22 protein-coding genes are annotated in these 22,600 nt (G+C 63.4%); 7 read left to right on the top strand and 15 right to left on the bottom strand.

Translation table 11 applies throughout. From position 1 onward, the window contains the following. Window positions 1–9: 9 nt before the first annotated feature. The 9 genes from tatC to ACTJKX_RS05080 all read right to left on the bottom strand — a co-directional run bounded on the left by tatC (window position 10) and on the right by ACTJKX_RS05080 (window position 8,696). Window positions 10–792, bottom strand: coding sequence for a twin-arginine translocase subunit TatC (gene tatC, locus ACTJKX_RS05120; RefSeq protein WP_367622788.1), 783 nt, complete (start codon window positions 790–792; stop codon window positions 10–12). 1 nt (window position 793) lies between these two features. Further along, window positions 794–1,255: a Sec-independent protein translocase protein TatB gene (gene tatB, locus ACTJKX_RS05115; protein WP_367622789.1), complete on the bottom strand. Its 462-nt coding sequence runs from the start codon at window positions 1,253–1,255 to the stop codon at window positions 794–796. Between the two features lie 100 nt (window positions 1,256–1,355). Next, on the bottom strand, window positions 1,356–1,586 hold the full coding sequence (locus ACTJKX_RS05110) for a twin-arginine translocase TatA/TatE family subunit (protein WP_311935957.1): 231 nt from the start codon (window positions 1,584–1,586) through the stop codon (window positions 1,356–1,358). A gap of 123 nt (window positions 1,587–1,709) precedes the next feature. Continuing rightward, complete coding sequence (gene scpB, locus ACTJKX_RS05105) at window positions 1,710–2,342, bottom strand: SMC-Scp complex subunit ScpB (RefSeq protein ID WP_376717664.1); 633 nt, start codon at window positions 2,340–2,342, stop codon at window positions 1,710–1,712. 222 nt (window positions 2,343–2,564) lie between these two features. Further along, entirely contained in the window at window positions 2,565–3,362 is a 798-nt protein-coding gene (locus tag ACTJKX_RS05100) for a segregation and condensation protein A (RefSeq protein WP_367622790.1), read from the bottom strand. Then, window positions 3,363–4,385 carry a beta-N-acetylhexosaminidase gene (gene nagZ / locus ACTJKX_RS05095; protein WP_367622791.1) on the bottom strand — a complete coding sequence of 341 codons (1,023 nt, stop codon included), beginning with the start codon at window positions 4,383–4,385 and terminating at the stop codon, window positions 3,363–3,365. Between the two features lie 175 nt (window positions 4,386–4,560). Further along, window positions 4,561–6,273, bottom strand: a complete 1,713-nt coding sequence (locus ACTJKX_RS05090) for an SPOR domain-containing protein (protein ID WP_394308851.1) — start codon at window positions 6,271–6,273, stop codon at window positions 4,561–4,563. Between the two features lie 67 nt (window positions 6,274–6,340). Continuing rightward, window positions 6,341–7,468 (bottom strand): DALR anticodon-binding domain-containing protein, encoded by a 1,128-nt coding sequence (locus ACTJKX_RS05085; protein WP_440724577.1) that lies wholly within the window; start codon window positions 7,466–7,468, stop codon window positions 6,341–6,343. A 7-nt stretch (window positions 7,469–7,475) separates the two neighbouring features. Next, the gene (locus ACTJKX_RS05080; protein WP_440724576.1) at window positions 7,476–8,696 is read right to left on the bottom strand and encodes a deoxyguanosinetriphosphate triphosphohydrolase; all 1,221 of its coding nucleotides are present in this window, start codon (window positions 8,694–8,696) and stop codon (window positions 7,476–7,478) included. 140 nt (window positions 8,697–8,836) lie between these two features. Between ACTJKX_RS05080 and erpA the strand changes: the two genes are divergently transcribed. Together erpA and xth are read left to right on the top strand one after the other, a co-directional pair. After that, complete coding sequence (gene erpA / locus ACTJKX_RS05075; RefSeq protein ID WP_440724575.1) at window positions 8,837–9,166, top strand: iron-sulfur cluster insertion protein ErpA; 330 nt, start codon at window positions 8,837–8,839, stop codon at window positions 9,164–9,166. Window positions 9,167–9,170: 4 nt separating this feature from the next. Continuing rightward, window positions 9,171–9,953: an exodeoxyribonuclease III gene (xth, locus tag ACTJKX_RS05070; protein WP_440724867.1), complete on the top strand. Its 783-nt coding sequence runs from the start codon at window positions 9,171–9,173 to the stop codon at window positions 9,951–9,953. Window positions 9,954–9,971: 18 nt separating this feature from the next. Here xth and ACTJKX_RS05065 read toward each other — a convergent pair whose 3' ends face one another. Then, on the bottom strand, window positions 9,972–10,715 hold the full coding sequence (locus ACTJKX_RS05065; protein ID WP_311934783.1) for a FecR family protein: 744 nt from the start codon (window positions 10,713–10,715) through the stop codon (window positions 9,972–9,974). A 271-nt stretch (window positions 10,716–10,986) separates the two neighbouring features. On the opposite strand from ACTJKX_RS05065, the gene ACTJKX_RS05060 reads away from it, so the two are divergent. After that, window positions 10,987–13,164, top strand: a complete 2,178-nt coding sequence (locus ACTJKX_RS05060; RefSeq protein ID WP_440724574.1) for a CHASE2 domain-containing protein — start codon at window positions 10,987–10,989, stop codon at window positions 13,162–13,164. Window positions 13,165–13,358: 194 nt separating this feature from the next. Here the strand turns inward: ACTJKX_RS05060 and ACTJKX_RS05055 are convergent, their stop codons facing one another. Both ACTJKX_RS05055 and betC read right to left on the bottom strand, forming a co-directional pair. Then, the gene (locus ACTJKX_RS05055; protein ID WP_440724573.1) at window positions 13,359–14,156 is read right to left on the bottom strand and encodes a tetratricopeptide repeat protein; all 798 of its coding nucleotides are present in this window, start codon (window positions 14,154–14,156) and stop codon (window positions 13,359–13,361) included. A gap of 472 nt (window positions 14,157–14,628) precedes the next feature. Beyond that, window positions 14,629–16,149, bottom strand: a complete 1,521-nt coding sequence (gene betC / locus ACTJKX_RS05050; RefSeq protein WP_440724572.1) for a choline-sulfatase — start codon at window positions 16,147–16,149, stop codon at window positions 14,629–14,631. 145 nt (window positions 16,150–16,294) lie between these two features. Here betC and ACTJKX_RS05045 point away from each other — a divergent pair, with 145 nt between their 5' ends. Then, complete coding sequence (locus ACTJKX_RS05045; protein ID WP_440724571.1) at window positions 16,295–17,005, top strand: HAD family hydrolase; 711 nt, start codon at window positions 16,295–16,297, stop codon at window positions 17,003–17,005. A 20-nt stretch (window positions 17,006–17,025) separates the two neighbouring features. Here the strand turns inward: ACTJKX_RS05045 and ACTJKX_RS05040 are convergent, their stop codons facing one another. The 3 genes from ACTJKX_RS05040 to ACTJKX_RS05030 all read right to left on the bottom strand — a co-directional run bounded on the left by ACTJKX_RS05040 (window position 17,026) and on the right by ACTJKX_RS05030 (window position 20,027). Next, window positions 17,026–17,625 carry a dihydrofolate reductase family protein gene (locus tag ACTJKX_RS05040; protein WP_440724570.1) on the bottom strand — a complete coding sequence of 200 codons (600 nt, stop codon included), beginning with the start codon at window positions 17,623–17,625 and terminating at the stop codon, window positions 17,026–17,028. 75 nt (window positions 17,626–17,700) lie between these two features. Beyond that, window positions 17,701–19,287 (bottom strand): gamma-glutamyltransferase, encoded by a 1,587-nt coding sequence (gene ggt / locus ACTJKX_RS05035; RefSeq protein ID WP_440724569.1) that lies wholly within the window; start codon window positions 19,285–19,287, stop codon window positions 17,701–17,703. Then, window positions 19,284–20,027, bottom strand: a complete 744-nt coding sequence (locus tag ACTJKX_RS05030) for a FadR/GntR family transcriptional regulator (protein WP_440724568.1) — start codon at window positions 20,025–20,027, stop codon at window positions 19,284–19,286. Before ACTJKX_RS05030 ends, ggt begins: the two co-directional genes overlap by 4 nt. A gap of 163 nt (window positions 20,028–20,190) precedes the next feature. On the opposite strand from ACTJKX_RS05030, the gene ACTJKX_RS05025 reads away from it, so the two are divergent. Genes ACTJKX_RS05025 through ACTJKX_RS05015 form a run of 3 tightly spaced genes read left to right on the top strand, consistent with a single transcriptional unit; the run spans window position 20,191 to window position 22,592 of the window. Continuing rightward, entirely contained in the window at window positions 20,191–21,027 is an 837-nt protein-coding gene (locus tag ACTJKX_RS05025; RefSeq protein WP_440724567.1) for an ABC transporter substrate-binding protein, read from the top strand. A gap of 9 nt (window positions 21,028–21,036) precedes the next feature. Beyond that, entirely contained in the window at window positions 21,037–21,804 is a 768-nt protein-coding gene (locus ACTJKX_RS05020; RefSeq protein WP_440724566.1) for an amino acid ABC transporter permease, read from the top strand. Further along, on the top strand, window positions 21,801–22,592 hold the full coding sequence (locus ACTJKX_RS05015) for an amino acid ABC transporter ATP-binding protein (protein ID WP_440724565.1): 792 nt from the start codon (window positions 21,801–21,803) through the stop codon (window positions 22,590–22,592). Before ACTJKX_RS05020 ends, ACTJKX_RS05015 begins: the two co-directional genes overlap by 4 nt. Window positions 22,593–22,600: the final 8 nt, after the last annotated feature.

Below are 22,600 nucleotides of genomic sequence, written 5' to 3'. Positions count from 1 at the left end.
ACCGACGGGCTATTCCGAAGCCTGCGTATCGCCTTCCGCGCGCTTCTTCTCAACCCACCGGACCGAATAGATCGAGAGTTCGTAAAGGAGCACGCCCGGCACGGCAAGCGCGATCATGCTCCACGGATCGGGTGGCGCCAGCACGGCAGCGATCGCGAACACGATGACGATGGCATAGCGGCGCTTTTCCGTCAGGAAGGTCGAGTCGACCACGCCAATCCGGCCCAAAAGGGTCAACACCACCGGAAGCTGAAACACCAAGCCGAAGGCAAAGATGAGGTTCATCAGCAAGGACAGATAGCCATCGACAGTCGCCAGCAATTCGATTGTGGCGATTCCGCTGCCGCCGAGTTGCTGCATGCCCAACGCGAAATGCATCACCGCTGGCATCGCCAGGAAATACACCAGCAACCCGCCCAGGAAGAAGAAGAGTGGAGTGGCGATGAGATAGGGCAGGAAGATATTGCGTTCGTGCTTGTAGAGGCCGGGAGCGACGAAACGATAGATCTGGATGGCGAAGAAGGGAAAGCCGACGAAAGCAGCGGCGAAGAAAGCAACCCGAATCTGCGTGAACAGGAAATCGAGCGGGTGATTGTAGATCAGCTTGACCGGATTGCCGGCTGCCGCCCATTCATAGGGCCACAGCAAGATGAGATAGATCGATTTGGAAATCGCGAAGGCGCCGATGAACAGCACGATGAACGCAATGCCGGATTTCATCAGGCGTGAGCGTAGCTCGATCAGGTGATCGAGAAGCGGCGCCTTGGAGGCGTCGATGTCGTCTTCGGTCATCTTAGGACTTGAACGCTGCAAGGGGGGCGAAGGCGGAGGGGATTTCGACCCCGACGAGTTTGGCAGCCAAGGATGAAGGGTTTGGCCCGGCGATGGAAGGCTCGCCTGGCGTGGCAGCCACCGCCCCGTTCTCCAGAATCGGCGCAATTGCCGCCGGACTAAGTGGCGGTTCCGAATCGAACACCGAGGATTTCAGGGCGTTGCGCGCCAGGCCTGCGGGGCTGCTGATGCTACTCAAGGTTGCCGCGGATTGGCGCAGCGTGTCGAATTCCTTTTTGACATCCTCGAGATTGGCTTCCTTGAGCGCTTCGTTGAACTGGCCTTGGAATTCGCCCGCCATACGGCGCAGCTTGTTCACGCCCCGCCCGAGGGAGCGCATCGTGCTGGGCAGTTCCTTGGGGCCAATGACGACGACAGCCACTGCCCCCACGATCAGGATATGGCTCCAGCTGATATCAAACATGCAACGCTCGGTCTGGCGAAACGAAATGCTCCGCGCATTAACGCGGAGCCTAGAAAGACCCAGTCTTCAGGCTGACGCCGCCGGCACAAACCGCGCCAGCTCAGCCCGCCTTGGTTTGCTCGGTCGGATTGACGGTCGTGCCGGCCTGCGCATCGATCGTCTTCACAGGCTGCTGGGCAGTCGTCGGTTCGTCATCGGCCATGCCCTTCTTGAAGGATTTGATGCCCTTGGCAACGTCACCCATCAAATCGGAAATCTTACCGCGTCCACCAAACAGGACGAGTACGACGACAGCCAGAATGATCCAGTGCGTGATACCCCATGTACCCATGATACCCTCCAACGCGGCAAAGCCGATTGCAACAACACAACAACGGCGCCGCACGCGACCCGATGATCCCAGCAGAATCTAGGCGGGCTTGACGGCAAAAACAAGAAGGTTTGCCGTTCTTACTCAACCTTCATGTTCGGGTTCCGGTTCCGGAAATGCGAACGAAAGGTCGGCGGCTTCCAGCGGCTCCTCATCCGGCGCCAGCGCGCTGTCATCATTGGGCATGGGCACGCTGAAGCCAGGCGGCAGGCGGCCATCGAGCAGGCCCGCTCCCTTGAGCTCATCGAGCCCAGGCAGGTCGCCGACGCCATCCAGGCCGAAATGCTCCAGAAATGCGGGCGTGGTGCCGTAAGTCACCGGTCGTCCCGGTGCGCGCCGCCGCCCGCGCAGGCGCACCCAACCGGTTTCCAGAAGCACATCCAGTGTGCCCTTGGAGATCGACACTGAGCGGATGTCCTCGATCTCGGCGCGGGTCACCGGCTGGTGATAGGCGATGATTGCCAGGGTTTCCATCGCCGCCCGCGACAATTTGCGCGTCTCATAGGCATCGCGCGATAGGATCCAGGCGAGGTCGTCGGCGGTGCGGAAAGCCCAGCGCCCCCCCAGCCTGACCAGATTGACGCCACGGGTCGCATAGTCGGCCTGCAAGGCGCCGATGGCGGCACCGATATCCGCACCCTCGGGCAGCCGCGATGCCAGCGTCGCCTCGTCCAGCGGTTCCGTTGCCGCGAACAGCAAGGCTTCGATCAAACGCATATGCTGCTGCAGATCGGTCTGTGCCGTGCCTTCCGGTTGGAACGATGCAATTTCGCCCAAAGCCTAACCCTTCCCTATGCGGGCTGCGCCACAAGAATAAAGCGCGGGCCGCATGGTTTACCAAAACCTGCCTAGTCCTCGAACCGACAGCTGGCCCTCGGCGGCGTGCCGCACAGGAGGGTTGAGATGCTGCCGATCCTTCCTGATCGAGCCATGGCTCGATCAGGAAGGATCGGTCTGGCCGGCTTCACCACGCGACCGCAGATAGATCGGCGAGAAGGGCGTAGCCTGACGCAAATCGAGCTTGCCTTCCTTCACGAGTTCGAGGCTCGCGGAGAAGCTAGAGGCCCGAACGGTGGCCCGTGTCGAGGGCTCGGCCAGATAGTCCACCAGAAATTCGTCGAGACTGAGCCAGTCCGCCGCCGGCCCGATCAGCGCTTCCAGCAATTCGCGCGCTTCGGCCAGCGTCCAGACATTGCGCTCGGGCAGCTTGACATAACCAACCATGGCGCGCTGACGCTGCTGGGCATAGGCAGAGAGCAGATCATGCAGCGTTGCCTCGAATCGCCCATGATTGTTAAGTCGGATGCCTTCGGGCATGCCGCGCTTGAACACGTCGCGGCCCAGAACGGCCCGCTCCTGCAGCTGGGCGGCGGCATTGCGCATCGCTTCCAGGCGCTGCAGGCGGAAGGCAAGGGCGGCGGCCAATTCGGCCGCGGGCGGTTCCTCGCCCTTCGGCGATTCCGGCAGCAGCAGGCGCGACTTGAGATAAGCGAGCCAAGCCGCCATCACCAGATAGTCGGCCGCCAGTTCGAGCCTGAGACGGCGGGCCTCCTCGACAAAGGAGAGATATTGCTCGGCAAGGGCGAGGATAGAAATGCGCGTAAGATCGACCTTCTGGCGCCGCGCCAATTCGAGCAGCAGGTCGAGCGGTCCTTCGAAGCCGTCGACATCCACGACGAGCGTGGGATCGCTGACCGCCGTGTCCGCCCTCACCTCTTCCTCGAACTCATCGCTCATTCAAACCGTGCCTCCGCTGGCAAGCGCCGCCGCCAGCCGTTCCCGCGCTTCGTCGATGTCGAGCGGCTCCGGCAGGTGGCGGATGCGGGCCAAGGCGGCATCGGCCCGGCGGCGTGCCTTGCCTGACAGGCTTGGAGCGGCCCGCGCCACCTCGATCATCTCATCCATCTTGCCGTTGCAATGCAGCCCGAGATCGCAGCCAGCCGCGAAGGCCGCTGCCGCGCGTTGCTCCAATGTTCCCTCGAGGGCCTGCATGGAAAGATCGTCACTCATCAGGAGACCATCATAGCCGATTGCCTTCCTGATCACATTGCGGATCACTTTTTTGGACGTCGTAGCTGGGGATGACGGATCCAAAGCCTCGTAAACCACATGGGCGGTCATCGCGGCGGGCATGTCGGCGAGCATGCGGAAGGGCAGGAAATCGAGTGATTCGAGCTCGGCCCGGCCCGCCGCCACGATCGGCAGCGAAAGATGGCTGTCCACGCCGGCGCGGCCATGGCCGGGCATATGCTTCATTACGGGCAGCACGCCGCCGGCGATCATGCCCTCGGCCGCGGCCCGACCGAGCGTGCCGACCGTGGTCGCGTCGAGACCGTAGGCCCTGTCGCCGATCACGTCATGGGCTCCTGGCACGGGAATATCGAGCACCGGCAGGCAATCGACGTTGATGCCGACCTCGAGGAGATCGTGCGCGATCAGTCTCGCAGCCAGCCGGGTGATCTCGCGGCGTGTCACCGGATCATTGGCATGGAGCTGGCTATAGCGCCGCGCGGCCGGATATTTCGACCAATGAGGAGCCGTCAGCCGCTGGACCCGCCCGCCCTCCTGATCCACCAGAACGGGCGCATCGCGTCCCACCGTCTCGCGCAAGGAAGCCGTCAGGGCTCGCACTTCCGCCGGTGTGCCGACATTCCGCCGGAACAGGATGAAGCCCCAGGGATTCGCATCACGGTAGAAAGCGCGCTCGTCAGGGGTGAGCGACAGGCCGGAACAACCCAGGATCAGCGCTGATTGGGGCATGACAGTCTCTTCGGCTTTCGGGAAATATATGAAGAACAGGCAAGCCGAACTGGATCGGGGCGATCGGAACCTGGCCCCCGATCGCCCCGATCCAGTTCGGCTTGCCCGAAATCTCTCAGACGTCAGATTCAGGCGCGGCGCGCATGAACGGCAGCGGGCTCGAATCAGCCGGCAATCAGTTGCGGGCGATCACACAGTCCCCACCGGCAGCCTTCAGCTTGCCGCAGAAGGCCGTGGCCTCGGCCGGCGTGGACCATCCTCCGACCCGCACCCGGTAATAAGTGCCGCGATCGGGTAGATCGACCTTGCGGATCGACGGCTTCATACCGCCCAGCACACCTGCGAAACGGCGCTGCAGCGACTGGAAGGCGCTCTGCGCATCAGCCGGCGAGCGTTGCGACGAAACCTGGACGACATAGCTGCCATTGGCGACCGGGGCCGCGGTCGGAGCCGATGCGGCGGCCGGGGCTGCCCCTGCGGTCGGTTCGGCCGACGCAACCTGCGCCGGTTTCGGCGCCGGCGGCATATGGCGAGGACGGACAGGCGGTACCGCCGGCGGCGGTGCCTGCGCCTGGGTCGGCTCGACGACCGTGGTCGCACCGCCATCTTCCTCGCCCGGCAGCGCTTGTGGCGTCTGGTCGTCCGGCAGGGCGGCAGCCGAGCCGGCGGGCACGGTTGCAACCGGGGCAGCGGGGGCCGGCGACGTGGCCTGGCCAGCATCGCCCTGGACGACCGGAGCGGCTTGCGGAGCAACAGCAGGAGCCGTTGGAGCCGCCTCAGACGAAGGCTGGTCGGCAGGAGGCGTCGGCGCCAGGGCCGAGACGTCCACGGAACGGGTCTGCGGAGCGCTCGGCTCGGCATTGGTGATGGGGGCTTCACCCGTCACCACCGAACTGTCCGGCATGATCTTGATGGTCTTCACCCGCCGCGGCTCGTCGGGTGCCTGCGTAACCTGGGTTTCCGTGGCATTGCTGGCCGTCTGGTCGGGCGCGCCAGCGCCTTCGGGATTGGGCAGCACGATGTTGCTGGTCGTCACCGGACGCGTCGCATTGGCGTCGGGCACCGCGGGGGCCGGGGCTGCCGTCCCTTCGGGTCGGGTCGGCACCACCGCAACCGGCTGCTCCTCGTGACGCACCAGTCGCTCATTGGCGACGGAAGCGGTCTGGTTGCTGCGATTGAAGATCTCGTGAGTCGGCTGGCTGGCAGCCGCAGCGTTCTCGGCCGGCTTGATCTTGACCGGGTCCGTGCTCGCCTTGATCACCGGCGGTGCGCTGCCGATACCCGGAATGTCGCTACCGACAAAGCCGCCCTTCTTCCAGACATAGGCGAGGCCGCCACCGATGCTGGCGACGAGGACGAGAGCGGCAAGACTGACGGCACTGCCACGAGACTTGCGCCGCGGCATCCGGGTCTCGGCGCGCGGCGCCAGATATTCATCATCGGCGGCCGGCGCATAGCGATCTTCCTCGCCTTCGGGATAGGCTTCCACATAGGGATTGCCGTCACGATCGACCCAGACTCCGCGCTGTTCGTCATAGACCCATTCGGGGCCTTGCTCCTCGCGTTCGTCGTCGAAGACATAGGCCTTCGATTGGCGCGTGGCGACCTCCTGGTCGTCGCCGTAATAGTCGTCCTGATAGGCTTGCGCCTGCTCGGCCTGCGCATGTTTGGACACGGTCTCGGGATGGCCGTCGCGAATCTCGTGCCCATTGCGATCATAACGATCCGTCATGCCCGCCTCCCGCGAACGCAAAACGCCGGCCGAAGCATAGGCCTTTGTGTCACGCCTTTCAGCATAAACATCGCGATCGCCACCTGCAGTTGCCAGATCGGACAGCCATTGATCGCTGTTGCTGGCTGCGACACGGCGATGTTCGGTTTCAATCATGACTCGTTCCTGACCAGGCTGGTCGATCGCCGGGGGGCGATCTGCGGCCAAAAGGGCCGATCTCGTTTCAGCGCATCTCGTCCGGCGCAGAACTGCCGAGCAAGCCGAGTCCAGACTTAAGAACCGCCTCGACCCCGCGCACCAACGCCAAACGGGCGCCTGTTAACAATCGATCATCATCCCTAATGAAGCGTAAATACGGAGCCCCGAGACTGCGATAATATTGCCGGTGCAGTCCGCCAGCCAGGCTGCACAGATAGTGGAGCAGCCGGCAGGGCTCGCGCTGCCTCACGGCGAGATCGATCTGGCTTGGATATAGGGCGAGCAAGCGCAGAATCAACTGCGCGCCCTCATCCTCGAAAGCTCGAACATCCCAGCGATCTTCATCGGAATCGCCATGTCCCCTGATCTCCGCCTGTTGGCGCAGGGCCCGGCAGCGGGCATGGGCATAGTGCAGGTCAAAGACGGGGTTGGCATGGCTCTGATCGAGCAGGAGATCGAGATCGAGCACGAGCGGAGCATCGGCAGGCTCGATCAGCATGCCCAGACGAGCGGCGTCGTCGCCGACGATGCCCGCGATCATCGAAAGATCGAGATCGTCGGCAAGATGCCTCGTCACGGCCGTAGGGTCCCGCCCTTTCACGCCGACAAGCGGTCCGAGCCGGACAACGACATCGGCGCGCTGCGAAGGTACCCGAAACTGCCTATCCGCGCGAAAACCGAGATGGTCCAGCATATTGGCCAGGGCTGTTCCGACTGCCTCGCAGCGGGCCGGTGACAGGGGCCGGGTGCTCTGCGGATCGGCGGCGTCGAAGCCGATCGTAGGGTTGCCTGCCCCGCCGCGCTCACCGGCGCCATAACGGCTGCCCGCCTCCAGCACGCCGGCAAGCATCCGTGCCCATGCCGCCGGCGCCAGCGTCAGGTTCAGGAAGCCGGGGCCGGCAATTTCAACACTGGCAATGCCATCCATGCTCTCCAGAGCTTCGGCAAGGAGAGCAGCCAGGATCGGGGATGGCATCCCTGCCGACCGGCTCAGCACGAGGGCGGCATTGCAGGTAAAATCGCCACGCCCCGTTCGATCCGGCACCTCGATGCCGATCGAGGTCGGATCGAGACCGGCGGGCAGACGTCCCCCAGCTTGAAGCGAGGCAACAGCGTCCTGTACGCCGCGCCTGAGCCATTCGATCAGATCCACGGCGATGTCAGCGCAGATCCGGCGCCGTTCCGAACAGGCGCCGATGCTCGTTGATGGCAAAAGTATCGGTCATGCCGGCAATATAGTCAGCGACACGGCGCGCGCGCTTGTCCTCACGAGCGCCCTCCAGCCCCTCGCACCATTCGGCCGGCATCTGGCTGATGTCGGCAAACAAACGGTCGAACAGCCGGGTGACCACCTGTGCCGCATGCATGCGGACGCGCATCACCCGTTCGTGGCGATACATGTTGGGATAGAGGAACCCCTTGATGCCCTTGTCGGCCAGCGCGACGGGCGGCGAAAAGGCAATGAGCATCTTGCCGGCAGCCCGCACGTCCTCGCTCGATCGGTAGAGACCGGAGGTAAAGGCGGCCTTGCCCATGCCGATCACATCCTCCACCAGCCGGGTGATCACGCGGCGCATCAATTCGTGGGTGGTGCGGCTGCGATCGAGGTCCGGGTGACGATCGGCGATCTCGGCAAGCAACTCGCCGGCGAGAGGCACCTGCCCGAGATCGGCGAGTTCGAACAGGCCCGCGCGCAGCCCGTCATCGATGTCGTGCGCATTGTAGGCGATATCGTCGGCAATGGCAGCGGCCTGCGCCTCGGCACTGGCGAAACTCTCGAGTTCGAGATTCTGCTGGGCTTGATATTCCAGGATGGCGACGGGAATGCCCCGCTCGCGATAGCGCTCCACCGGGCTGCCATCCGGCTGCAGCAGAGGCCCGTTATGTTTGACCAACCCTTCCAGCGTTTCCCAGGCAAGGTTGAGCCCGTCGAACTCGGCATAACGCCGCTCGAGGCGAGTGACGATGCGCAGCGACTGCGCATTGTGGTCGAAGCCGCCATAGGCGCGCATCGCCTCGTCCAACGCATCCTCGCCGGTATGGCCGAACGGCGTGTGGCCGAGATCATGCGCCAGGGCCAGCGCCTCGGCCAGATCCTCGTCGAGCGCCAGGGAACGCGCGATCGAACGGGCGATCTGGGCGACCTCGATCGTATGGGTCAGCCGGGTGCGATAATGGTCGCCCTCATGCGCGACGAAAACCTGGGTCTTGTGCTTGAGGCGGCGGAAAGCCGTGGAGTGGATGATGCGGTCGCGGTCGCGCTGGAAATCGGTCCGAGTCGGCGACTGCGGCTCGGCGAACAGCCGCCCGCGCGATTGGGGCGCCACCGCCCACGGACCGCGAGGCCGGATCACGCAATCGGGTATCTCGAGTTCGGCCATCGCGCCTCACGCCTTGCTTGCGCCTCAATAGAGGTTGCCACGTGCCAAGGCAAAGCTTCTTTACAGCGCGATCCGGCATTGAACCTTTGGCCCATCGCACATATTTTCGGGATAAGATGCAGCCAGATTTGCAGGATGCCATGACCAGTCTCGTTTCCGTGAGCGACCGTGCCGCGCGTCGGATCGCCAAGATTCTCGAAAGTGAACCGTCCGGCTCGATGCTGCGCATCAGCGTGGAGGGCGGCGGCTGCTCCGGCTTCCAGTACAAATTCGTCTTCGACACCGAACGCCACGAGGATGACCTGGCGATCGCCAAGGAAGGCGCCACGGTGCTGATCGACGAGATGTCGCAGCAATATATGGAAGGTGCCGAACTCGATTATGTCGAGGACCTGATCGGCTCTGCCTTCAAGATCAACAATCCGCAGGCCACCGCCGCTTGCGGCTGCGGCACCAGCTTCTCGGTGTGACATGGTGCGTATTGCCAGCTGGAACGTGAACTCGATCCGCCAAAGGCTTCCCCATCTGTTGGGTTGGTTGAAGGACGCCCAACCGGACGTGGTCTGCCTGCAGGAGATCAAATGCGTGGACGAGGCCTTTCCCGCCGCCGACATCGAGGCGCTGGGCTACAATGTCGCCGTCCATGGCCAGAAGACCTTCAATGGCGTGGCAATCCTCTCCAAGCACCCGTTCGACGAGGTGAAAACGCGGCTGCCGGGCGACGATGGCGACGAACAGGCCCGCTATATCGAGGCGGTGATCTCGGCTTCGTCGGGCGCGTTGCGGGTCGCGTCGATCTATCTGCCGAATGGCAATCCGGTCGGCACCGAGAAATACCCCTACAAGCTCGGTTGGATGGAGCGCCTCAGGCTGCATATCAGCGGTCTGCTCGCGCTCGAAGAGCCCTTCGTGATGGCGGGCGACTACAACATCATCCCGCAGGCCGCCGACGCAAAGAATCCGGCGGAATGGGTGAACGACGCTCTCTTCCTGCTGCAGAGCCGCTCCAAGTTCCGCGAATTGCTGGCGCTCGGCCTGACGGATGCGTTCCGGTCGTGCGAGGACGCACCCGGACACTATACCTTCTGGGACTATCAAGGCGGTGGCTGGCAGAAGGACAACGGCATTCGCATCGATCATCTGCTGCTGTCGCCGCAGGCGGCCTCGCGCCTGCAGGGCTGTGCCATCGACAAGGCGATGCGTGGGCAGGAAAAGGCTTCCGACCACGTGCCGATTCGCTGCGATCTTGCCCTCTGACGACCAAAGATCGCGTCGTCAGCCTCGCTGCCGCGGCGGGTTGAAGGTTGGGAAGTTGAAGCCGGGCCGCCTCTGGCCACGATTCTTGCCTCCCTCACCACCATAGCGCCCGCAGAGTTGGGCCCCCGCGCCGGCTTCGGCACAGTGAGGCGAAAACACCACCGGCGGCCCGCCCCTTCGCGACCTGCTGCCGGGGAAGATGGTAATCGTCTCTCCCCGCCGTTTTAGAAGCGGGCAACGCCGCCGGCGCTCCTGATCGACAGAAAGCCCCCGCTGGCGCGGGCATACCTCGATGGCACCTTCCCAAATGGTGAAGCGCTCATAATTGTCGCCGACTTCGGCCGTGAAATTGGTCCCTCTCACGCCGATCCCGGCAAGCGGCGTCTGGATCCAATAGGCTTTCTTGGCGGAGACACCGCTGGCAAAGCGAAACACCCCCTTCGACAGGCCGATCACCACGTCCCTGGCCTGACCGCCCGAATAGACGAAGCGATCGAGCTTGGCCGATGCCGAAGAACCGAGCGCCAGACGCGTCTGGTCGAGGAATTTGATTTCGAGCGCCCCCGAAGGACCGGTCCGCACGGTCTCGTCGCGATAGACCGCGATATCGACCCCGAGTTCTCCCGCAACCGTGCCGATGGCGGCCGGGGTCACGCCGACCGTGTTGCCCACGGTCTCGGCCGCATAGGCGGGCGAAAAGGCCAAGCCGCAGGCTGCCGCCAGCCCAACGAAGCGGAGAGTCAGGAAGCGCGATCGTGGCATGCCGATAATCCGCCCTATGTCCGGTCACTATATTGGTGTTGGCGAAAACCGGCCTCCGACCGCCGGTGCCCGGATTGAGCGAGCCGAAGGGGTGGCAGCGATGCCAAGGCCATCATGACGCATTCCCTCCCGTGATCAAGAGGCGAGACTTTTGTGACCTACAACCCAGCCACGCCGGCTGCCGCAAGGGAAAAGCTGATAATTCACTGGCCGAGCGGGGCGAATTCCTCCAGTAGTACCTGCTGTGCCGGAGTATGAGCGTGACATCGACATGCGGCTGAAGCGCTTCCTTGGATATCCGCTGGTGGTGGCTCTGCCGCTGCTGATCTTCAGCCTGTTGACTTTGCTCGGTCCCGCCCCCCTACCCCGGCTGCAGGACATCGTCTTCGACACCTATCAACGCTGGCACGCCAAGGGGCGCGATCCCGATTCGCCCGTGCGTATCGTGGCGATCGACGAGAAATCGTTGTCCGAAATCGGCCAATTTCCCTGGCCGCGCAGCGTGATCGCCACACTCACTCAAAAGCTGGCCGATGCCGGTGCGGTCGTGGTTGCCTTCGACGTCCTGTTCAGCGAGGCCGACCAGACCTCGCCTGGACTGTTGGTGAAGAAGCTGCCCACCAGTGCCGAACGGGAAGCGCTGGAAAAAGCCATGAGCGCCTCCACCGCATCCTACGACGTCATGTTTGCCCAGACCATGGCGAACATACCCGTGGTGCTCGGCCTTCTGGGAACCGATGCCGGCGAGCCGGTCAAGATCAAGAGCGGATACGGGCAGGTCGGGGATGATCCCGTCAATTTCCTGCCCTCCTTCCCGGCCGCCAAAATGCCGCTTCCCGTCCTTTATGACGCGGCCCGGGGAGCGGGTGCCATCAACTGGTTTCCCGACGGTGACAGCGTCATCCGCAAGGTACCGACCTTCGTCGCCATCGGCGGCAAGGTGGCGCCGTCCCTCTCGCTTGAAACCATTCGCGTCGCCATGGGCGCCGACACCCTCATGGTGCGCGCTTCCAATGCCAGCGGCCAACCCGCCTTTGGCGTCCAAAGCGGCATCAACACCATCCGAATCGGCGATGGCGACAGAAGCATCTTCATCGACACGGACAGCAACGGCGAGGTCCGCCTGGTTGCGCGCAGATCGGAGCCGTCATCCTGGATCTCGGCTGCCTCGATCCTCGACGGCAGCTTCAATCCGCAGGACATCAAAGATCACATCGTCTTCGTCGGCGCGGTCGCCATCGGCCTGCGCGATCAGCGAAGCACCTCGGTGGAAGAGGCCATCCCCGGCGTCGAGGTGCATGCCCAGATCGTCGAACAAGTGCTCGCCGGCGCCAGCCTGGTGCGCCCCGACTGGATGCGCGGCCTGGAGGCATTTCTGATCCTCGCCCTGGGCAGCCTGCTGGCCTGGATCCTGAGGCGCACCCGCAACATGCCGCTGGTTTCGACCGTGGCCGGCCTCTCCATCCCGATCATGATCGCGTGCTGGAGCTGGATTCTCTATGTGCGGCAGGGCGTGCTGTTCGATGCGGTGATGCCGAGCGTGGGCACCCTCTCCGTCTTTCTTGCCGCCACGGTCTATCACTACCAGGAGGCCGAGCACCGGCGGGCCGAGGTGCGTTCGATGTTCGGCCGTTTCGTGACGCCGGCGGTGGTGGAGCGCCTCGTCGAAGCGCCGGATCGCATCGTGCTCGGCGGCGAGATCCGCGAACTCACCATCATGTTCTCGGACGTGCGCAACTTCACCGGCATTGCCGAGACCCAGTCGCCGGAGGGGGTGGTGTCGCTGATCCGCCGCATCCATACGCCGGCGACGGAGGCCGTTCTTCGCCATAGCGGCACCATCGACAAATTCATCGGCGACGGCATGATGGCCTTCTGGAATGCGCCGCTCGACATGCCGAACCATGCGACGCTCGCCTGCAAGGCTGCGCTGGACATCGCCGGCATGGCACGCGAGTTCCGCGATCCGCCGATCCAGATGGGCATCGGGCTGCATACGGGCGAGGCCTGCGTCGGCAATCTCGGCTCGGAGCAACGGCTCGAATATTCGGCCCTCGGCGATGCGGTCAACCTCGCTTCGCGCCTGGAGGCCCTGACGAAGCTCTATGGCGTGGAGGTTCTCGTCACCGAGGCTACCAGCCGGGCGGCGGCCGGCATGCCCTTCCTGGAGCTCGACCGTGCCATGGTACGCGGTCGACAAGGGGCTATCGGACTGTTCGCCCTTCACACCGGCGAGGCGGATGCCGACTTCTTCCGGCTGCAGGTCGCCCAGGCAGAAATCCTGGGCCCCTACCGGGCCGGCGATTTCGTGCAAGCCCTGGCACTCCTGGAAAAGAACGCAGCGGCCTATCAACGGGGTTACCAGCGCTTGTTCGATTATTATTCAAAGCATTTCAATAGATTGATAGGAACTCCTAAACTCGATTGGCAGGGCGTGACGCAGCTCTGACGAATGCCGACCCATGTTGGGGAGGCGCTTGCCGCGCCAGGAAACAGCCCCGGTGCTTCCCGACAAAATCCCTGGCCCGCCTAAGGACATGCGGGATTGGGAGTGTCAGTCTCCGGCTGACATCATCGGCGAGCAGAGTGCCAGCCGAGGCTGACACTCCGAATTCCACACAAAGGGAAACCGCAACCGCCGGACTATGAATGGTCCTTGAGGAACTGCGCCAGATAGGTCAGGCACATCTCGCGTTCGTCCGGCGTGGCCTTGGCGAAGGCATCGTCATAGAGATCGATGATCCACTGGTCGCGCTCGCCATTGGCACCGTCGCGCGCCAAAGTCAGATACATCAGGCCACGCGCGCCCTGGCGCGGCATGTCGTTGCCCGACAGCAGGAGATGGCCGAGCACGGCCTGCGCCTGGCGATGGCCCTTGTCGGCGGCCAGACGCAGCCAGCGGCCCGCCGTGATGGCATCGCGCTTTTGCACGGCATTGCCGTCGAGATAGATGCGGCCGAGATTGTACTGCGCATCGCTGTCGCCGAAATAGGTGGCAGCATACTGGAACAGTTCGGTCGCGTGCCTGGGATTGGCCTTCACCTCATTGGGGATGCCGGAAACATAATAGGAACCGAGCGCGACGATCGCGCTGGAGACGAAGCGGGCTTGGGCGGTATCCGGGCTGTCTTCGCCATGGGCGTCGACAATGGCCTGATAATAGTCGAACGCCTTCTTGTCGTCGCGGGGAACGCCGTCACCTTCCGAATACATGCGAGCGAGCTTCCATTGGGCCAGAGCGTGTCCCTTGCTCGCGGCGAATTCCAGCGCCTGGGATGCCCCGGCAAGGTCGCCGGCCTTGTAGGCCTTGGTGCCATTGCGGAAGGCCTGCATCGGAGAAGGATCGTCCGCCGGCGTCTTGGTGCCATCGAAAGCCTGTGCCGTCACGCAGCCCAGGGATAGCAAGAGGCCCAGGCCGCTCGCACGCAGAAGACAGCGCATTCTGGCAAGCGATTTACCATGGCGCGCCGGGACCCGACCAAGGGGTCCGCCTGCGGTTTGCCGGTCGGCCAAGAGAGAAATCTGGTTCATAGTGAAGGACATAGCCGACACTTCTGCCGATTCTTTGACCGATTCACGGCGGCTCTTATGCCAAAGCCGCAAAGTTGATGGCTTTTTCGCGACGGCACTGGCCGGCCGGCGGAATCTTCCGGGCACGTGGACACGACCACTGGCAAGTCCGGCGCTGTCCATTGCGTGTTCGCGAAAAGCTCTATCCAAGTTCGACCGCCACTCAAGCAACTCAACTACGTTCAGCACGCTGGAGATCTGATGCTCCAAGGTGCGGGCTGAATTCAGCGGTCACTTTGTGGCAGGAACGCGGCCAAGTCGACGGCCGGAGGTCGTCAACGCAAGACTTCGAATCCGTGTTGCTCTATTGCCACACCGGACAGTGAAGAATTAACCATAGCATTTACGGGCGCACACGAGGATAACGTGCCATCGCCTCCAGATCATCGAGGTCTATGGTGTTGCGCATATACTGCTTGGAAGCGTCCCTGAAAGGTTGAAAGTCCCAGGAAGTCGCTTTTCCCGAGTTCAAGGCATCGTCGACCACTCGACGACGACGCTGGCTGGCACGCACATCGGCATCAATAGCGGCAAGGTTCCAGCGCGTTTCTATTTCCTTACGAAAAGCCGCGACGATTTCGGCATGGGCCGGCTCGGCCGCAAGGTTCGTCAATTCGGCGGGGTCGGCGGCCAGATCGTAGAGCTGATCGGGGTCGGCGGGTGAATGCACGAATTTGAAGTCGCCGCGACGGAGCATCAGCAAAGGCGCCACGGCCCCCTCGGCAAGATATTCACCGCGGACTTCATCATGCCCGCCTTCTTCGCGGCAATGCGGCACCAGGCTGGCGCCGTCGATGCCGGCGAGTTCCGCAGCCGCGCCAGGCTCGGCCATATCGACCAGGGTCGGCAGGATATCGACCAGCGACACGCTCGCCGCGACCCGATGCGGGCGATAGAGCTGAGGCGCGCTGATGATCAGAGGCACCCGGGCCGAGCCCTCGAACCAGCTCATCTTGTACCAGAGGCCGCGCTCGCCCAGCATTTCGCCGTGGTCGCCGGTAAACAGAATGATCGTCTCCTTATCGAGTCCTGTCGCTTCCAGGGCCTTGAGCAGCTTGCCGACATTGGCATCGACATAGGAAATCGCTCCGAAATAAGCATGCCGGGCATTGCGGATATGCTGGTCGGTGATCTCGGCCTTGTCCATGTCGCAGACATGGCGCAGGCGCTGGGAGTGCGGGTCGAGTTCCTCGACCGGAACCACGTGGCGGGGCAAAGGAATTTCCTCGTCCCGATAGAGATCCCAATAGTCCTGCGTGATCGCATAGGGATCATGCGGATGGGTCAGCGACGCCACCATGCAGAAGGGGCGCTTGTCGGGGCTGCGCACATGTTCATAGAGGGCGCGCTCGGCTGCAAACACCACCTCATCGTCGAAATCGAGCTGGTTGGTGCGCACGCAAAGGCCGGCATCGGTCACCGACGACATGTTGTGATACCAGCTCGGGCGTTCCTGCGGGTGATCCCAATCGGGCGTCCAGCCGTAATCCGCAGGATAGATGTCGGTTGTCAGCCGCTCCTCGAAGCCGTGAAGCTGGTCGGGCCCGCAGAAATGCATCTTGCCCGACAGCACGGTGCGATAGCCTGCACGCCGGAGATAGTGCGCCCAGGTCGGGATGTCGGCGCGGAATTCGGCGGCATTGTCGTAGACACCCGAGCGTGACGACAATTGCCCGCTCATGAACACGGCGCGGGAGGGCGAGCACAAGGGCGAATTGCAATAGGCGCTGTCGAACACCACGCCGCGCTCGGCCAGCCCCATGATGTTCGGCGCCTTGACGAGATCGAAGCCGTGTACCGGCAGGAAGGCCGGTGCGAGCTGATCCACCATGATGATGAGGATGTTGGGCTTGGACTGGGACATGACGGACCTGACGCGCTGGGCTGGATTCGCAAGGGGGGGATAGCAATTGTCGGAACACATCGCGAGATGGCCTTGCTTGCATCCGACACGGGCTGGCCTCGGCGGCGCATTTGGGCTTATAGGGACGGGCCTAGTTCGAGAGATCGTGATGTCCCCTGCCCACCTCACCACCCTTGCCTTCGATGCCGACGATACGCTCTGGCAGAACGAGCAATATTTCAGGACGGCAGAGGAAGAACTGGTCAGCCTGCTTGCCGACTATGCCGACAAGGACACGCTGCTGGCGCATCTACTCGAAGTCGGCAAGCGCAATGTCGTCAGCCACGGCTTCGGCATGAAGACCTTCACCTTCTCGATGATCGATACCGCCATCGACGTCAGTGGCGGCCAAGTGCCGGCGCCGGTGATCGGGCGCATCCTGGCGCTCGGCAAGGAGATCCTCAACCATCCGGTCGAGCTGCTCCCAGGCGTCGCCGACACGCTGGAAAGCCTGGCAGGCCAATACCGGCTCATCCTGATCACCAAGGGTGATCTGTTCCATCAGGAGAACAAGATCGCGCAATCGGGGCTGCGCGGCCTGTTCGAAGCCGTGGAGATCGTCAGCGAGAAGAGTGCCGAGACCTATGCACAGGCCTTCGCCCGGCATGGCGATGGTCCCCAGGCCTCGATGATGATCGGCAACTCGCTGAAGTCCGACGTGATTCCGGCGCTCCGGGTCGGCAGCTGGGGTGTCTATGTCCCCCATCCCCTGACCTGGGCCTTCGAACATGCGGAAGCGCCGCTGCATGAGCCGCGTTTTCGCGAGATCGAAACGCTGACGCAGACCGTCGACGTGATCCAGGCAATCAAGGATTAGGGATTGCGCGTAAGACGTGGTCACGCAGACCGATAGACCTGCGCAACCGAGCCTCCGGGAAAGGCCGTCGAGCTGATCGGCATGAGACGCCTGGGCGGGACGACTTCGGAGAAGATCGGCATGCCCTTGCCGAGAGCGATCGGATGCACAACCAAGGCGTATCGGTCGACCAACGCCCGGGCGATGAGGCTGCGCGCAAAGGCAGCGCCGCCATGGGCAATGATCGGCTTGCCGTCGTCTGCCTTCATCCGGGCGATCTCGTCGGCCAGATCGCCGCTGGCCACATAGGCCTGCCTCCAACTTTCCACACCGGGCTGCTGTTGTCCTGATTGGGGGATGCCGGCCTCAGCCGCCGTCAGGATTGCCGATCCCTGCCTTGAAAAGACGGCCTTGGGAATCTGGTTCATCGCTGGCGCGAACACGCTGGTGGAGGTTGGCCAATAGGCGGCCATGGCCTGGAAGGTGCGGCTGCCCATGATGTGCAGGCCCGCATTCGACACAGTCTCCAGCTTCCAGGCGATCGCCTCCTGGTCGCCATCAAAGATCCAGTCGAGTTCCCCCTCCGGGCCGCAGACGAAACCATCGAGCGACATGGTCATCGTCAGGATCAACTCTCTCATTGCCATCTCCTCACGCCTATTCGCTCCAAGGACGCGCGAGATCGATCGATTCCGACAACGCCGGTGAATTCGGCCTCAATAGCCGATTGCAAGCCCATCCTTTCTCGGATCGGAACCACCCGTCAGCGTTCCCCTGTCCCAATCGATGAGAACCATCTGCCCGCCGCCGAGCGGCTCCCCGGCCGGGCCGACCTTGTGGCCACGAGCCTCGAGGGCACGCAGTGTGGCCGCCGGCACGCCGCGTTCGGCAAGAAGTTCGCCCTTCTCGTAGAAAACCCGAGGCAGATCGATCGCAGTCTGCGGATCCATCCCGTAGTCGAGCAGGTTGCTCAGCACATGGACATTGCCGAAGGGCTGATAGTCGCCTCCCATGACACCGAAGGGCGCGACGACACGGCCGTTACGGGTTGCCATGCCTGGCATGATGGTGTGGAGGGGACGCTTGCGCGGCGCGATGCAGTTCGGGTGGCGTCGGTCGACGCGAAATCCCCTGCCCCGGTTCTGCAGGACGATGCCCGATCTCGGGCCGACCAGGCCGCTGCCGAAGGAATGATAGGTCGAGTTGATGAAACTGACCGCATTCCGATCGCGATCCACCACCGAGAGATAGACCGTGTCCGACGGCTCCATTACCGCTTCCGGCAATTCACGGTTGGCCATATCGGGGTTGATCCTGCGCCTCAGTCCGTCGGCATAGGATGAGGCCAGCAAGGCCTCGACGGGGACGTCGGCGTGGTCGGGGTCGGCGATCAGCTCATCCCGGATCCGGTAGGCAAGGCGCCCGGCCTCGACCTCCAGATGCAGCCGCTCCGCCCCCAGCGGGTCGAGCCCGGCCAGATCGAAGCCAGCCAGCAGGTTGAGCATCAGCAGGGCGGTCAGCCCCTGATTGCTCGGTGGCATCTGCCAGACATCGATGCCGCGATAGCTGGTCCTGACAGGCTCTGCGTAATCACCACCGGCGGCTGCGAAGTCGTCGAGCGTGTGTAGTCCGCCCCTGCTGCGCAGATGGGCAACCAGATCCTCGGCGAGTTCCCCCTGGTAGAAAACTGCCCGTCCCTTGGCGGCGATGAGGCGCAGGCTCCGGGCCAGCTCCGGCTGGCGATGGACATCGCCAGCCCTCGGCACGGCGCCCCCGGGCAGAAAGATGCGGGCGGCCGTGGCGTCCTGTGCCAGCAGGTCCCTCGCTTCGTGCCAATCGGCCTCGACGCGGTCATGAATCACATATCCGGCCTCGGCGTAGTGGATGGCGGGGGCGAGCACGCGCTCGAGCGGGGTGCAACCATGATCGGCCGAAAGGCGGCACCAGGCGTCGATCGCACCGGGAATGGTGACGGCGTGGGGGCTGTCGACCGGTATCTCCGTAAAGCCCCGCTCCTCATACCAGTCGATGGTTGCAGCTTCCGGCGCCCGGCCCGCCCCATTATAGGCGAGTACCGGCCCCTCCCCACCGCGCACATAGAGGCAGAAACAATCGCCGCCGATCCCCGTCGACTGCGGCTCGACCACTGCCAGGACGGCAGAGGCACAGATTGCCGCGTCGATGGCATTGCCCCCCTCGCGCAACAGGGTCAGGGCGGCCGCGCTGGCCAGGGGATGGGATGTCGCGACCATTGCGTCCATGGCGCGGACGGGCGAACGGCCCGGAAGCTGAAAATCCCTCATTGTGCCTTTTCCTGAAATGCGTTGCGCAGAAGATCGATCGGCGTATCGTCCCCATCCTCGGTCTCTCCGTCGGCATCCTCCAGCAGCAAGGCATGCTGGACCGAGCGCAGATGCCGCCGCATGGCGGCTTCTGCGGCTGATGGATCATGCCGGGCAATGGCATCGACGATCTGGCGATGGTGGAGCGTGAGTTCCTCGAAACGCTCGGCCGTGGTGGGATCGTTGCGCAGGCGCCGCCAGGCTCCCTCCTCCCGCACGGCGTTCAGGCTGTCGAACACGGCCAGCGCAAGGGCATTATGCGTGGCCTCGGCAATGGCCCGGTGCAGGCGGACATCCCAGATGTCCCAGGTTGCCGCATCGCGGGCGGCGGCACTCTTGTCGAGCAGATAGCGCAGATTGTCGATGTCCATGCGGCTCGCCCGCGTGGCGGCAACCCGGGCATAGGTCGGCTCCGTCCACAGGCACAGATCCATGAGCTCGGCCGGGCTGGTACTGGCGGTGATCAGCGACATGCCTAGTTCCCGCTCGGGTGGGCGGGAGCCGACGAAAGTGCCCTTGCCGACATGTCGCCACAGGCGCCCCTCGGCCTCCAGTTGTTCCAGCCCCAGCCGGAGCGCGCGGCGGCTCAGCCCGAGCCGGAGCATGAGGTCACGTTCCGGCGGCAGGCGACTGCCGGGCGGATAGGCCCCCCCGTTCAACAGACTGCGGAGACTCTGGCTGGCTTGCTGTTTGCTGTTCATTCTGAAACCAATTCAAATATTGGTTCCATAGAGTAGTATCGATTTTCTTGCATTGTCCATACGATTCTTCTTGCTGGCATGCCAATGTTGTGCCCCAATATCGGTATCAATAATAATATTGGTTCCATACTGGGACCAGGAACGAGCCATCCGGAGCACCACCATGCGCGCATTCCGTGCCGTACTGCCTCGTCTTCGCCCAGGGCCTGCTTTCCTATCGGTCGCCCTTGTGGCAGTGAGCATCGCCACCACAACCCGGGCACAATCCGTCCAGCCACCGGCCGCCATTGCCGATGCCAGGAAGATGGTGATCTGTGCCGACATCGGCTCACCACCGCTTTCGTTCTACAAGGATGACGGCTCGTTGACCGGAGCCGAGATCGAGCTCGGCAATGCCATTGCCAAGCAGCTGGGCGTCAGCGCGGAATGGAAGCAGGTGCAGTTCGACGGCATCATTCCTGCCCTGATCGCCAGGCAGTGCGACGTGATCATGTCCGAGCTCTATGACAAGCCCAAGCGCCGCGAGGTCGTCGATTTCGTCGACTATCTCGCCTCCAGCCAGTCACTTGTCGTCCTGAAAGGCAATGCGAGCCATATCACCGGGCTTGCCGATCTCTCCGGCAAGAAGGTTGCCGTCGAGAACGGCACGACCATCCAGTCCCTTGTCGATGAGGAAAACAAGAAGCTCGCCGGCGAGGGCAAGGCACAGGCCCAGGTCGTGGTGTTTCCCAAGGATACCGATGCCTTCCAGGCCCTGCGCATCGGACAGGTCGATGCCTATGGCACCACGATCAAGACGGCCGGTTACTATTTCAAGCAAGCCCCGGACCTCTTCGAACTGGGAGGCCCGCCTTTCGCCCAGGCCGTCATCGGCGCCGCTTTCCGCAAGGAAGACATCGACCTGCAGAAGGCCTTCGCCGCGGCGCTCGAGGCCATCCGCAAGGATGGCACCTACCGGAAGATCCTGGAAAGCTGGGGTATCGAACGCGACGCCTTGTGAGGTCTTGCCATGAACTTCAACTGGGCCTTCTTCTTCCACTACCTGCTCGAACCCTCCAGCATCTATCTGCACGGCCTCTGGCTGACGCTCAGCATCAGCATCGTCGCTCAGATCATCGGCACCACCCTCGGCCTGTTCGTGGCCCTGGGCCGGCTATCGTCCTGGCGGGTCCTGCGGGCTCTCTCCTCCTTCTATGTCTGGGTGATGCGCGGCACGCCGCTGCTGGTGCAGATCGTGTTCATCTACACCGCGCTCGCCGCTGCCGGCATCCTGCGCTTCCATGACATCGATCTCGGCTTCATGATCCTGCCGGGCAATGTCCAGGCCGGCATCATCGCCCTCAGCCTGAATGAGGCGGCCTATATGGGCGAGATCATCCGCGCCGGCATCACCTCGATCGACCGAGGGCAGACGGAGGCAGCCAAGTCGCTCGGGATGACACCCGTCAAGCTCCTGCGGCGCATCATCCTGCCCCAGGCTGCGAGAGTCATCATTCCGCCGCTCGGCAACAACTTCAACGGCATGCTGAAGAGCACGACGCTGCTGAGCGTCATCGGCGTACCCGAACTCCTGCTGGCGACCCAGATGGTGACGTCGGCAACCTTCCGTGTCTTCGAGCTCTATTCGGTGGTCGCGCTCTATTATCTCTCGCTCACCACCCTGTGGGGCTTCCTCCAGCGCACCATCGAGGCCCGCTTCAGCACGCCCTTTGCCGAGACCCGCAGCAAGGCGCCGCGCGGCCGACTTCTGACCAGCCTGTTCGGAGCCAACCCATGAGCACCGCAGACATGCAATGGACCGTCGAGGCCGAGGGCGTCGAGAAATGGTTCGGCTCGATGCAGGTGCTCAAGGGCGTCTCGCTCAACGTCCGGCGCGGCGAAGTCGTCGTCATCGTCGGCGCTTCCGGGTCGGGCAAGACCACCTTCGTGCGCTGCATCAACCATCTGGAGAAGATCCAGAACGGCCGCATCCGCGTGAACGGCCATCTCATCGGCTATCGCGAGAGGAAGGGTCGCCTCGTCGAGGACAGCGAGCGCAACATTGCCCGCCAGAGGCGGGACATCGGCATGGTCTTCCAGCGCTTCAACCTGTTCCCGCACCTGACCGCGCTCGGCAACATCATCGAAGCGCCCACGCAGGTGCTGGGCATCGATCCGGCGACGGCCCGCCGCGAAGCAGCGGCGCTGCTGGCCCGGGTGGGCCTCAAGGACAAGGCGGATGCCTATCCGGCCCAGCTCTCGGGCGGCCAGCAGCAGCGCGTGGCCATCGCCCGGGCCCTGGCGATGAAGCCGACATTGATGCTGTTCGACGAACCGACCAGCGCACTCGATCCCGAAATGGTCGGCGAGGTGCTGGAAGTCATGAAGGAACTCGCCCGCGACGGCATGACCATGGTTGTCGTCACCCATGAAATGGGCTTTGCCCGCGAGGTCGCTGATCGAGTGGTGATGATGGATGACGGCCTCGTGGTCGAGGAGGCGCCGCCCGAGACCTTCTTCACGGCACCGCGCTCGGAACGCTCGAAGGCCTTCCTCGCCCGTGTCTCGGGGGCAAACGGCCGATAGGCGTCGTG

The sequence above is a fragment of the Labrys sp. 22185 genome (assembly GCF_052045555.1).
GTDB classification, from domain to species: Bacteria; Pseudomonadota; Alphaproteobacteria; order Rhizobiales; family Labraceae; genus Labrys; species Labrys neptuniae.
Note: the sequence above shows the minus strand (reverse complement) of the source record. Positions and strands in the feature narration are given on the sequence as shown.